Origin of the sequence: Kitasatospora sp. NPDC096147 (genome assembly GCF_044763225.1) — a bacterium.
Taxonomy (GTDB): Bacteria; Actinomycetota; Actinomycetes; order Streptomycetales; family Streptomycetaceae; genus Kitasatospora.
This window is the reverse complement of record NZ_JBIWFX010000025.1, coordinates 58,675-70,219: the sequence shown is the minus strand read 5'-3', so window position 1 is coordinate 70,219 and position 11,545 is coordinate 58,675. Positions and strand designations below refer to the sequence as shown.

The following is an 11,545-nucleotide window of genomic DNA, read 5'->3' as shown; positions in this document are numbered from 1 at the left end:
ACCCCGCGTCAGGGCCCGCTACCGGCCGGTGATCCGGACCGTGACCACCGTGCCGGGGCGGGCCGCCGGGAGCAGCACCCGGGCGGTGCCGGCCCGGCCGTCCCGGGGCTGCCGGACGTCCAGCACCGGGACCCGGGTACCGGAGACGGTGACCCTGGCGCCGTTCGGGTAGGCGGTGGCGGGCAGCGTGATCTCGCTCCACCCGCCGCCGCCCACCGGGTGGCCGGCGGTGGTGAAGGTGAGCACGTAGCCGCCGTCCTCGAAGCGCTCGGCCTGCGGGGTGCCGGCCAGCGCCCGGGCGTAGGGGGCGAAGGCGGGCTCGTGGCCGGGGGCCGGGCGGCCCTGCGGGTCGAGGGCGCAGTAGCCGCCGTTGCCCCGGCACCAGTACCACATGGCCCAGCCGTCGGCGAAGGACGACATCGCGGCGGTCTGCCGCCGCACCAGCTCGCGGTTGCCCGGCGTGCGGGCGCTCGGCGGGCCCCACTCGCCGACGATCACCGGCAGCCGGTGGGCCCGCGGGTAGGCGGTGACGGCCGCCTGGTAGTCCTCCACGAAGCCGCCGGACGGGTCCCAGTCCTGCCCGGCCTCGACGGCGGTGTCGTAGAAGTGCGGCGCGTACCCGATCCGGTCGGCGCCCGGGCGCGGGTCGGCGAAGGCCGGCAGCTCGGTGGGTACGCCGAGGCCGACCAGCACCGTCGGCTCGACGAACAGCCAGGCGCGGGAGTCCACTTGGCGCACCGCCTGGATCAGCCGCCGGTACATCGCGGGCAGCCGGTCGCGCTCCAGCGCGGCCGAGGCGGCCACCAGGACGGCCGGGTCGGTCGGGTCGCCGGGGATCGGGCCGGACGGCTCGTTGAACAGGTCGTAGCCCAGCAGCGAGCCGTGGCCCCGGAGTTCGCGGGCCAGCCGGGTGTAGAAGTCGGCCTGCCAGCGGCGCAGGTCGGCGTCGTCGTAGAGGTGGGTGAAGGCGGCCTGCACGGCCGGCTGGTAGTACCCGGCGAACCAGTCGTCCGGGTCCTCCTCGAACGGCAGCCCGTCGTCCCGGGTGGCCCAGAGCGGGATGCCCCGGTCGCCGCCGCCGAACTTCGGCCCGTAGACGTCCTGGTGGAAGTCGACCAGGGCGAGCAGGCGGTACTTCTCGGCCCAGTCCAACACCCGGTGCAGGCGGGCCAGTTCGGCACGGTCCAGGCGTCCCCGAGTGGGCTCCAGCCGGTTCCAGGAGATCGCCACCCGGATCAGGGTGAAGCCCTGGTCGGCGGCGGCCCGCAGGTCGGCCTCGGTCACCTCGGCGTACTTGTCCACGTTGAAGCCGTGCAGCCGGAGCACCCGGCCGGACCCGTCGGTGAGGTGGGTGCGGCCGTCGGTGGTGGTCACCGTGCCGGTGGGGAAGGGCAGTTGCTGCTGGTGGGCCGAGGTCGAGGCGGTGGTCGAGGCGGTGGCGGTGGTGGGGGCGGCCAGGCCGGTCAGGGCGGTGGCTGCGGCCAGGGAGAGAGCGGCGGCGGTACGGCGAGCACGCACGGGTCACCTCGCGGTTGGGGCCTGTCCGACGGTGCCCGCCGGGGCCGGCCCGGCCGGACGCCGAGCGTCGGACCGGGCCAGGCGGGTGCGCCGATCCTGCCCCAGCCCCCGGGCGCCCACAAGAGGTGAGGCAGGCTCACATTCACCGGATCAGCCGAGCGCACCCGGCAGCGGGGCGGCGGCGGCCAGCCGGCCCCAGAGCAGATCGGCCAGTGCCTGCACCATCCGGGCCCGGGAGCACGGGCGCTGGTCCAGCCACCAGTCCCCGGCGGCCAGCACCATGCCGGTGATCGCCCGGCCCCAGGTCTCGGAGAGCAGCGGCCCGTCCGGGCCGAGGTCCACCTGGGCCTGCACCGCCTTGGTGATCTCGTCGGCGATCTGCTGGAGCGCCGGGGCCAGCGCCTGGCCGGCCGCCCGGTCCTGGTCGCCGCCCTGGGTGATCAGCCGGTAGACCTGCGGGCGGGACTCGATGCCGGCCAGGTAGACGTCCAGCACGTGCTCCACCCGGTCGCGGCGCTCCAGCGGCTCGTTCAGCGCGGCCCGGACGGCGGCCAGCAGGCCGCCGGTGTGACGCTCCGTCAGGGCTCCGATCAGGCCGTTCCGGTCGCCGAAGTGGCGGTAGAGGATCGGCTTGGTGATCCCGGCCTCGGCGGCGATGGCGTTCATGCTGGCGCCCGGGCCGTCCCGCTGCACGACCCGGTCGGCGGCGTTCAGCAACTGCTCGCGGCGGGGCTCGTCCGGCATGGGGTGCTCCTCGGGGCGGGGTGGGGCGGGACGGGGGTGGTGGCGGCCGTTGACAGGCGTACCAATCAGTAGCAGACTCCGGGCATGTTACCGGGGGTAACACCCCACGGCATGGGACGACACCGACCGGAGGCCACCCCGAATGAGCACCTTCTCCCTCGACCCCGGCCCGGACCAACTCGCCGTCCGGGACTGGCTGCACGGCTTCGCCGCCGACGTGATGCGCCCGGCCGCCGCCGAGTGGGACGAGCGCGAGGAGACCCCCTGGCCGGTCATCCAGGAGGCGGCCAAGCTCGGCATCTACTCGCTGGACTTCTACGCCCAGCAGTTCTTCGACCCCTCCGGCGTGGGCATCCCGATCGCCATGGAGGAGCTGTTCTGGGGCGACGCGGGCCTCGGCCTGGCCATCACCGGCACCACGCTGGCCGCCGTCGCGGTGCTGGCCAACGGCACCGACGAGCAGATCGGCACCTGGGCGCCGCAGATGTTCGGCACCCCCGAGGACGTCAAGCTGGCCGCCTTCTGCTCCTCCGAGCCCGACGCCGGCTCGGACGTCTCGGCGCTGCGCACCCGGGCCGTCTACGACGAGGCCAAGGACGAGTGGGTGCTGAACGGCACCAAGACCTGGGCCACCAACGGCGGCATCGCCCACGTCCACGTGGTGGTGGCCACCGTGGACCCGGAGCTGGGCGCGCGCGGGCAGGCCTCCTTCGTGGTGCCGCCCGGCACCCCCGGTCTGAGCCAGGGTCAGAAGTTCAAGAAGCACGGCATCCGCGCCTCGCACACCGCCGAGGTCGTGCTGGACGGGGTCCGGGTGCCGGGCGGCTGCCTGCTCGGCGGCAAGGAGAAGCTGGACGAACGGCTGGCCCGGGCCCGCGAGGGCGTCCGCAAGGGCGGCAAGAACGCGGCGATGGCCACCTTCGAGGCGTCCCGTCCGGCGGTCGGCGCGCAGGCCATCGGCATCGCCCGGGCCGCCTACGAGGTGGCGCTGGACTACGCGAAGACCCGGGTGCAGTTCGGCCGCCCGATCATCGACAACCAGGGCGTGGCCTTCCAGCTGGCCGACATGAAGACCCGGATCGACGCCTCGCGGCTGCTGGTCTGGCGGGCCTCCTGGATGGCCGCCACCAACCAGCCGTTCACCTCGGCGGAGGGCTCGATGTCCAAGCTCTACGCCGGTGAGACCGCCAAGTACGTGACCTCGCAGGCGATGCAGCTGCTCGGCGGGAACGGCTACACCCGGGAGTACCCGGTGGAGCGGATGCACCGGGACAGCGCGATCTACACGATCTTCGAGGGCACCAGCGAGATCCAGCGACTGGTGATCGCCCGGGCCGTCTCGGGAATGCCGATCCGCTGACCCGGCGCCGGACCGGCCGGGCCGACGGGTCGTCAGAAGGCGGGCGGGCGGCGCTCCAGGAAGGCGGCCAGGCCCTCGCGGACGTCCGGGGCGAGCCGGGACTTCCGCTCCCAGGGGGCGAGGGCGGCGTGCGGGTCCTCGGCCTCCAGGGCGGCCTTGGCCGCTCCCAGGGTCTGCGGCGACCGGGAGGCCAGCAGGGTGGCGAACGCGTGCGCCCGGGCGTCCAGTTCGGCCGCCGGGTGCACCTCGTCGGCCAGCCCGAACAGCTCGGCCCGCCGGGCGTCCACCAACTCACCCGAGAACAGCAGGTACTTGGCCCGGGCCGGGCCGACCAGCCGGGCCAGCCGGGTGGTCGGCACCGCCGGGTAGACCACGCCCAGCTTGGCCGGGGTGATCCCGAGCCGGGCGTCGTGGGCGACGAAGCGCAGGTCGCAGGCGACCGCCAACTGGCAGCCGCCGCCCACGCAGTGGCCGTGCACCACGGCGATGGTGGGGTGCGGGAAGGCGGCCAGCGCCTGCTCGGCGGCGACGTTCTCCGCGTGGTAGGCGTCGGCCCGGTCCGGGTCGGCGTAGACCTCGGAGAGCTCGGCGATGTCCGCCCCGGCGCTGAAGGTGCCGCCCGCGCCGGTCAGCAGCAACGCGCGCACCCCCGGCGTGTCGGCCAGCCGGCCGAGCACGCCGGGGAGTGCGCGCCACATCGCGAGCGTCACGGCGTTGCGCCGCTCCGGGCGGTCCAGCACGAGGGTGGCGACCGGCCCGGCCACGTCGGCCCGCAGGCCGGGCACGCCGGTGTCGATGCGCTCCGCGCCGGGCCGGGCGCCGTCGGACTGCTCGGTCAAGGCCGCCTCCTGAGGATGAGTCGGCTCAGCCTTCCACGGCCGGAGCCTCCGGCACCACGGCGGTGACTGTGATCTCCACCAACTGCCCGGTGTAGCCGAGGGTGGAGACCCCGAGCAGGGTCGAGGTGTGCGGGCCGTCGTGCAGCGCCGAGGCGTCCACCACCGCCCAGACCTCGGAGAGCGGCCCGGGCCGGTCGGCCACCACGTAGACGGTGGAGGCCACCACCCGGTCCAGCGAACTGCCGACCGAGGCCAGCGCGGTGGCCAGGTTGGCCAGCACCTGACGGGTCTGGGCCACCGGATCCCCGGGCCCGACCAACTCGCCGTCCCGGTCCAGCGGCACGCCACCCGCCAGGAAGGCCAGCCGCTCCCCGGCCTCCACCACGGCGGTGTGCGCGTAGCCCGGCGGCGGGAAGAGCGCGGGGACGGTCTGGTGCTTGGCCATCGGGACTCCGACCGGTCGGGGCAGCAACTGCCCGGTGGGCGGGCCGGTCGGGGCCGACCGGGCCGGACGACCTCCGATCCTCGGGCGTCCGGCCCGGCCTGTCACCCGCTTTTCCGGCGGCCCCGTCCCGCCCGCCCCGCCGTGCTCGACGGGCCCGCCGTGCTCCACGGGCCCGCCGTGCTCCGCGGGTCCGGCCGCTCCATGCGCCGTGGTGTCGCCGCCGGCCCGGGCGCCGGGCCCCACACAGTCCACGCGAGGTCAGGCAGCATCCTGGCCACCCCGCTTCGCGGCCCACTCCGGGGCCAGGATCGACCAGACCTCGTAGTCCAGCCGCTCGCCCCGGTAGAGCGCGGACTGGCGGAGCACGCCGTCGAGGTGGAAGCCGAGGCCCCGGGCGACCGCGCGGCTGCGCGGGTTGACCGAGCTGTTCAGCCACTCCGCCCGGTACAGCCCGCGCTCGGCGAAGGCGTAGTCGAGCAGCCGGGCGGTGGCGGCGCTGATCAGGCCCCGGCCCTGCCCGGCGGGCTCGGTCCAGGCACCGATCTCGCAGGTGCCCTGCTCGGCGTCGAAGGCCACGAACATCACGCCGCCGACCAGCGTGCCGTCCAGCCAGATGCCGAACAGCTGCCGGGCGTCGGCCGCCTTCCGGTCGGCGAAGCCCTGGAGGGTGGCGGTGGCGGTCGCCAGATCGGTGGACCGGGTCGCCCAGGGGACGTAGGGGTTCACGTTGTCACGGGCCCGGTCCATGTGGGCGAGGAACTCCTCGGCCTGCCAGGGCTCCAACGGGCGCAGCTCGGCGTCATCGGCGAGGGGAACGGCGAACACGGTGCCTCCTGTGGGCGGCTGGTGCGGCGGCTGGTCGTACATGCATAACAAACGTTTGGTAGGTACCATAGCGCCATGCCGCCCGCCCGTGGAGACCACGCCGCCCGCCGGAACGACGTATCAGCAGCCGTCTGGCGGGTGCTCGCCGAGCGGGGCTTCGGCGGTCTGACGCTCCGTTCGGTGGCGGCCGAGCTCGGCGCCAGCACCGGACTGCTCACGCACTACTTCCCGAACAAGCGGGCACTGCTCGCGTACGCGCTGGACCTGCTGGACCGTGACGCGGCGGACCGGCTGCGCCCGGACGCGGAGCGGGCGGCCGAGCGGGCCGGCGGGGAGGGCGGGGCGGGTGCGGCGGGTGCGGCCCCGCCGGCCGAGGGGCTGGCCCGGCTCCGGGAGGTGCTGCTCGACTGCCTGCCGACCACGCCGGAGTCGGTGACCGGGAACCGGATCTGGGTGAGCTCCTGGGACACCGCGCTGGCCGATCCGGACCTGGCGGCGCAGCACGCCGACCGCTACCGGCGGGCCAGGGCGCGCAACACCGCGCTGGTGGAGGCCGCCCAACGGGCCGGGGAGGTGTCCTCGGAGCGGCCGGCGGAGGAGGTCGCGGCCTCGGCGCAGGCGTTCGCGCTCGGGCTGGTGGTGCAGGCGCTGCTGTCGCCGGAGGAGTTCCCGGTGGAGCGTCAGGAGGCGCTGCTGGACGGGTACCTGAGTCAGCTCTGAGCCCCGGCTCCGAGTCAGCTCCGAACGGGCGCTGCCGGTGTCGGCCGGTGTTGGCCGGGGCGGGCACGGCGGGCCGGGCGGGACGGTGGTGCCCCCAGCAGGATTCGAACCTGCGACCTACCGCTTAGAAGGCGGGTGCTCTATCCGCTGAGCTATGGGGGCGTGACGACATCGGCCCGGGGAGGGCTTCGGTCGGCCTGCGAGGTCCGGGACAGGATAAGGGTGCCCAGATACTCGTCCGGGTCTTCAAGCACCGCGCTGGGTGTGTCGAGCCGGTTGAGCGGTCCGATAATCGCAGGTGGCGGCCGGGTGCGCAGCGGTCTGACGGGTTCTGGCAGCGGACGTTGTGCAGTCGTTACGGGGCTGTCTCCCCACCTGTTATGGATTCGGTGCGGAGAATGCCCGGATCCGGTGGACGGGTGGGGGCGGTTTTCGGTCTTCCGTCCCCAGGGTGACGTGCGGCGATGCGCGGCGGGCGGGCCGACCGGCGGCGGGGCCCGGGAGGCTCCGCGGGCCGGTGGCCGGGGCTCCGGCGGCGGAGTGCTTGTCATGGCCCCGAAAAGGTGACATCAGGTGGGTCGGAAATGCGATTGATTCACTCCGGAGAGTGACATCGGTTATCCACATGCCCGAGTTGTCCACAGGATTTCGGAACTCTCCCGGGTATTTCGGCGAAGGGGGCAGCCTCGGTGTCGCAGGGATTCCACCGGCGGATTCCCGAGGGGCGGAGGGTGTTGTGGTGAACGAGTCGATGGTGACCATGATCGGCAATGTCGCGACGGTGGTGAACTACTCCCAGACCGCCGCCGGCGTGCCGGTGGCCAACTTCCGGATGGCGGCCACCGAGCGCCGCTACGACCGGGAGAAGGGCGACTGGGTCGAGGGCGACGTCAGCTGGGTCACGGTCAAGGCGTGGCGCTGGTTGGCGGCCAATGTGGTGAGCTCGCTGAGCAAGGGCGATCCGGTGGTGGTCAGCGGCTGCCTGCGGGTCCGGGAGTGGGGTGAGCCGGAGCGGCGGCGCTGCGTGGTGGAGATCGACGCCCGGGTCGTGGGGCACGACCTCGGCCGCGGCACCACGGCCTTCCGCTGGGCGGTGCGGGCCAAGCCCGAGCTGGTCGGCGGCCGTCCCGACCGGGAGCCGGCCGAGGTCGGGCGGGTGGTCCCGGAGTGGATCGTCGCGGCCGTGTCCGCGGGTGGGCCGGAGGGGCCGGACGGCGCGGTGGAGCGGGCGCCGGTGGCGATCGGGGCCAGTGTGACGGAAGGGGAGGGTGTGGCTGGTGGTGTGCGTGAGTTGGATCAGGGCGGTGAGGGAAATGCGGCTGTTGATCGAGTAGTCGCCGGATGAGCCCGGCATCGACCGGCTCCGGGCACTTCCGGGGCGGGGGAGTGCCCAAGCGGAAAGCTCCCTGATTGATCGTGAGAATCTGGTGGATCGTCAGTACACCGTGCTGATCAGCTGCTTGATAACAATATAGATACGGAACCGTCCTGGTTCAGCACGGAGGTTTGCTGGCGCCCGTCGGTCAATAGGATGCGTCTGGTTCAACACTGGTGCGGCGGTGTCACAGGGTGCGTCGCTTTGCAAGGCGGGCTGCCATCGGCTAGGCCCAGCCCGGAGGGGTCGAGATGTTCCAGAAGCACGGGCGGGCGTTCTCCCGCATAGGCTCTGTCATGCTCGCGACGAGCATGCTGGTCGGCGGCGGGCTGGCGGCGGCGGGCACGGCCGCCGCGGACGGCGCGGGCACGAAGGCGGTGCTGCAGCCCGGTGTCCGGCACAGCGGTGGCGTCGAGTACACGGACGCCAAGGGCAACCACCACCAGCTGCAGGGCGGGATCCTCGATCTCAAGACCGCCGACGGCAAGAAGCTGCAGACCTACTGCATCGACCTGCTCAACCCGACCAAGCCGAACGCCGAGTACACCGAGGCCGGCTGGGGCTCCACCTCGCTGGCCAACAAGCCGAACGAGGCCGGCAAGATCCTCTGGATCCTGAAGAACTCCTTCCCCCAGGTCGGGCCGAAGGACCTCTCCAAGGCCTCCGGCATCGAGGGCCTCACCGAGGACGACGCGGCGGTCGCCACCCAGGCCGCGATCTGGCGCCTGTCGGACGGGCTCAACACGACCCCGATGAACAACTCCCGGGCCGTCCAGCTCACCGAGTACCTGAGCCAGAAGGCGGTCAAGCTCGACGAGCCGAAGCCGACCCTGAGCCTCAGCCCCTCGGCCGTCTCGGGCAAGGTGAACGACCTGCTCGGTCCGATCACCGTCACCAGCAACGGCGCGGTCGTGGACCTCTCGGTCGACGAGGCCGGCGCCAAGGCCGGTATGACCGTCACGGACAAGGACGGCAAGGAGATCAAGACCGCCAAGGGCGGCGACCAGATCTACGCCAAGCTCGCCCCCGGCGCCAAGCCCGGCACCGCCGGCATCAAGGCCAGCACCGCCGCCTCCGTCTCCGTCGGCCGTGCCTTCCTCGGCAACCTGGACGGCGTGCACAGCCAGACCCTGATCCTGGCCGGCTCGGAGCCGGCCAAGGCCACCGCCGAGGTCGCCGTCACCTGGGCCCCGACCGGCCCGATCCCGGCCGCCTCCGCCGCGATCGACTGCGTCCAGGGCGCCGTGGTGGTCACCATCGTCAACAACGGTGATCAGGACTTCAGCTACACCCTGGCCGGCCAGACCGGCAGCGTCCCGCCCGGCGGCAGCAAGACCGTCCCGGTCAAGGTCGCCGAGGACACCGCCTACGACCTCACGGTCAAGGGCTCCGGCGGCTTCGAGAAGAAGTTCACCGGCGTGCTGAACTGCAAGACCGACACCGCCGTGACCCCGAGCCCGAAGCCCTCGGTCTCCACCAGCGCCACCCCGAGCCCGTCGGCCACCCCGTCGACCTCCCCGTCGGTGACCAAGCCGGCCACCCCGTCGGCCACCCCGACCGGTCCGGTGCTCGCCAACACCGGTGGCGGCGGCCAGACCCCGCTGCTCGCGGGCATCGCCGGTGCGCTGGTGATCGCCGGTGGAGCCGCCGTCTACACCCTGCGCCGCCGTGGTCGCCACAGCCGCGCCTGAGCCTGACGGTGACTCAGCCCCCTGAGGGCTGAGCCCCGGACCGGCCCCGCTCCCTCCACCGTCGAGGGGGCGGGGCCGGTGCCGTGTCGGACCGGTCTTCCGGCGGCCCCAGGGGTCGTTCGGGGAAGGGCGGTTCGGGGCGGGTGCCGCGTTGCGGCAGAATGGAACGCTGCAAGCCGAACGATCGGCTCCCCCTACTGCGGGGGTGGTCCCACATCACACGACGACGCCGGAGCGATCTCACGTGGCGGAATACATCTACACCATGCGCAAGGTGCGCAAGGCCCATGGCGACAAGGTCATCCTTGACGACGTGACGCTGAGCTTCCTCCCCGGGGCGAAGATCGGTGTCGTCGGCCCCAACGGCGCCGGCAAGTCCACCGTGCTGCGGATGATGGCCGGGCTGGACCAGCCCTCCAACGGCGACGCCTTCCTGTCGCCGGGCTTCACCGTCGGCATGCTCCTCCAGGAGCCCCCGCTCGACGAGACCAAGACGGTCCTGGAGAACGTCCAGGACGGCGTCAAGGAGATCAAGGGGAAGCTCGACCGCTTCAACGAGATCGCCGAGCTGATGGCGACGGACTACTCCGACGCCCTGCTGGACGAGATGGGCCGGCTCCAGGAGGACCTGGACCACGCCAACGCCTGGGACCTGGACGCCCAGCTGGAGCAGGCCATGGACGCGCTGGGCTGCCCGCCCGGCGACTGGCCGGTCACCAAGCTGTCCGGTGGTGAGCGCCGCCGCGTCGCGCTCTGCAAGCTGCTCCTGGAGGCGCCCGACCTGCTGCTCCTCGACGAGCCCACCAACCACCTGGACGCCGAGTCGGTGAACTGGCTGGAGCAGCACCTCGAGAAGTACGCCGGCACCGTCGTCGCCGTCACCCACGACCGGTACTTCCTGGACAACGTCGCCGAGTGGATCCTCGAGCTCGACCGCGGTCGCGCGTACCCGTACGAGGGCAACTACTCCACCTACCTGGAGACCAAGCAGACCCGTCTCAAGGTCGAGGGCCAGAAGGACGCCAAGCGCGCCAAGCGGCTCAAGGAGGAGTTGGAGTGGGTCCGCTCCAACGCCAAGGGCCGCCAGGCCAAGTCCAAGGCCCGCCTCGCCCGCTACGAGGAGATGGCGGCCGAGGCCGACAAGATGCGGAAGCTGGACTTCGAGGAGATCCAGATCCCGCCGGGCCCGCGTCTGGGCAGCGTCGTGATCGAGGTGGACCACCTCTCCAAGGCCTTCGGCGAGAAGGTCCTGATCGACGACCTCAGCTTCACCCTGCCGCGCAACGGCATCGTCGGCATCATCGGCCCGAACGGCGCCGGCAAGACCACGCTGTTCAAGATGCTCCAGGACCTGGAGACCCCGGACTCCGGTTCGGTCAAGGTCGGCGAGACGGTCAAGATCAGCTACGTCGACCAGTCGCGCGCCAACATCGACCCGAAGAAGACCCTCTGGGAGGTCGTCTCCGACGGTCTGGACTGGATCAATGTCGGCCAGGTCGAGATGCCGTCCCGCGCCTACGTCTCGGCGTTCGGCTTCAAGGGCCCGGACCAGCAGAAGCCGGCCGGGGTGCTCTCCGGTGGTGAGCGCAACCGCCTCAACCTGGCGCTCACCCTCAAGCAGGGCGGCAACCTGCTGCTCCTCGACGAGCCCACCAACGACCTCGACGTCGAGACCCTCTCCTCGCTGGAGAACGCGCTGCTGGAGTTCCCCGGCTGCGCCGTGGTCATCTCCCACGACCGCTGGTTCCTGGACCGGGTGGCCACCCACATCCTCGCCTACGAGGGCGAGAGCAAGTGGTTCTGGTTCGAGGGCAACTTCGAGTCGTACGAGAAGAACAAGATCGAGCGGCTCGGCGCCGACGCCGCCCGCCCGCACCGGGCCACCTACAAGAAGCTGACCCGCGACTGACGGTCGGTGCGCGCACCGGTCCGGGGGGGCCCCCCCCCCCCCCCGCGCCCCCCCCCCCCCCCCCCCCCCCCCCCCCCCCCCCCGGCACCGCCCGGCGCGCGCCCGCCAAACCACCAGAG

Annotated in this window: 10 protein-coding genes and 1 tRNA gene; 5 read left to right on the top strand and 6 right to left on the bottom strand. The window is 72.7% G+C overall.

Annotation, left to right across the window (positions count from 1 at the left end):
- Nucleotides 1–18 precede the first annotated feature (18 nt).
- Nucleotides 19–1,518, bottom strand: a complete 1,500-nt coding sequence (locus tag ACIRBX_RS37965) for a cellulase family glycosylhydrolase (RefSeq protein ID WP_402304952.1) — start codon at nucleotides 1,516–1,518, stop codon at nucleotides 19–21.
- Nucleotides 1,519–1,668: 150 nt separating this feature from the next.
- A complete protein-coding gene (locus tag ACIRBX_RS37960; RefSeq protein WP_402304951.1) occupies nucleotides 1,669–2,262 on the bottom strand; it encodes a TetR family transcriptional regulator in 594 nt (197 codons plus the stop codon).
- A 142-nt stretch (nucleotides 2,263–2,404) separates the two neighbouring features.
- Here ACIRBX_RS37960 and ACIRBX_RS37955 point away from each other — a divergent pair, with 142 nt between their 5' ends.
- Nucleotides 2,405–3,622 carry an acyl-CoA dehydrogenase family protein gene (locus ACIRBX_RS37955; protein ID WP_402304948.1) on the top strand — a complete coding sequence of 406 codons (1,218 nt, stop codon included), beginning with the start codon at nucleotides 2,405–2,407 and terminating at the stop codon, nucleotides 3,620–3,622.
- 32 nt (nucleotides 3,623–3,654) lie between these two features.
- Here the strand turns inward: ACIRBX_RS37955 and ACIRBX_RS37950 are convergent, their stop codons facing one another.
- The 3 genes from ACIRBX_RS37950 to ACIRBX_RS37940 form a co-directional block, all read right to left on the bottom strand.
- Nucleotides 3,655–4,419 (bottom strand): enoyl-CoA hydratase/isomerase family protein, encoded by a 765-nt coding sequence (locus ACIRBX_RS37950; protein ID WP_402304998.1) that lies wholly within the window; start codon nucleotides 4,417–4,419, stop codon nucleotides 3,655–3,657.
- 67 nt (nucleotides 4,420–4,486) lie between these two features.
- On the bottom strand, nucleotides 4,487–4,906 hold the full coding sequence (locus ACIRBX_RS37945) for a RidA family protein (RefSeq protein ID WP_402304946.1): 420 nt from the start codon (nucleotides 4,904–4,906) through the stop codon (nucleotides 4,487–4,489).
- Between the two features lie 258 nt (nucleotides 4,907–5,164).
- Nucleotides 5,165–5,731 carry a GNAT family N-acetyltransferase gene (locus ACIRBX_RS37940; RefSeq protein ID WP_402304944.1) on the bottom strand — a complete coding sequence of 189 codons (567 nt, stop codon included), beginning with the start codon at nucleotides 5,729–5,731 and terminating at the stop codon, nucleotides 5,165–5,167.
- Nucleotides 5,732–5,806: 75 nt separating this feature from the next.
- On the opposite strand from ACIRBX_RS37940, the gene ACIRBX_RS37935 reads away from it, so the two are divergent.
- Complete coding sequence (locus tag ACIRBX_RS37935) at nucleotides 5,807–6,451, top strand: TetR/AcrR family transcriptional regulator (RefSeq protein ID WP_402304943.1); 645 nt, start codon at nucleotides 5,807–5,809, stop codon at nucleotides 6,449–6,451.
- Nucleotides 6,452–6,537: 86 nt separating this feature from the next.
- On the opposite strand, the gene ACIRBX_RS37930 is transcribed toward ACIRBX_RS37935, so the two are convergent.
- A tRNA-Arg gene (locus ACIRBX_RS37930) sits at nucleotides 6,538–6,613 on the bottom strand.
- A 577-nt stretch (nucleotides 6,614–7,190) separates the two neighbouring features.
- Here ACIRBX_RS37930 and ACIRBX_RS37925 point away from each other — a divergent pair.
- From ACIRBX_RS37925 to ettA, 3 genes are all read left to right on the top strand, one after another.
- Nucleotides 7,191–7,796: a single-stranded DNA-binding protein gene (locus tag ACIRBX_RS37925; RefSeq protein ID WP_402304940.1), complete on the top strand. Its 606-nt coding sequence runs from the start codon at nucleotides 7,191–7,193 to the stop codon at nucleotides 7,794–7,796.
- 326 nt (nucleotides 7,797–8,122) lie between these two features.
- Nucleotides 8,123–9,517: a Cys-Gln thioester bond-forming surface protein gene (locus tag ACIRBX_RS37920; RefSeq protein WP_402304939.1), complete on the top strand. Its 1,395-nt coding sequence runs from the start codon at nucleotides 8,123–8,125 to the stop codon at nucleotides 9,515–9,517.
- Nucleotides 9,518–9,761: 244 nt separating this feature from the next.
- The gene (gene ettA, locus ACIRBX_RS37915) at nucleotides 9,762–11,426 is read left to right on the top strand and encodes an energy-dependent translational throttle protein EttA (protein ID WP_402304938.1); all 1,665 of its coding nucleotides are present in this window, start codon (nucleotides 9,762–9,764) and stop codon (nucleotides 11,424–11,426) included.
- The last annotated feature ends 119 nt before the right edge of the window (nucleotides 11,427–11,545 follow it).

Bases quoted from the DNA above. Each gene is read 5' to 3' on its own strand.
- ACIRBX_RS37960 (WP_402304951.1), bottom strand. From the start codon at position 2,262: ATGCCGGACGAGCCCCGCCGCGAGCAGTTGCTGAACGCCGCCGACCGG.
- ACIRBX_RS37955 (WP_402304948.1), top strand. From the start codon at position 2,405: ATGAGCACCTTCTCCCTCGACCCCGGCCCGGACCAACTCGCCGTCCGG.
- ACIRBX_RS37945 (WP_402304946.1), bottom strand. From the start codon at position 4,906: ATGGCCAAGCACCAGACCGTCCCCGCGCTCTTCCCGCCGCCGGGCTAC.
- ACIRBX_RS37935 (WP_402304943.1), top strand. From the start codon at position 5,807: ATGCCGCCCGCCCGTGGAGACCACGCCGCCCGCCGGAACGACGTATCA.
- ACIRBX_RS37920 (WP_402304939.1), top strand. From the start codon at position 8,123: ATGCTCGCGACGAGCATGCTGGTCGGCGGCGGGCTGGCGGCGGCGGGC.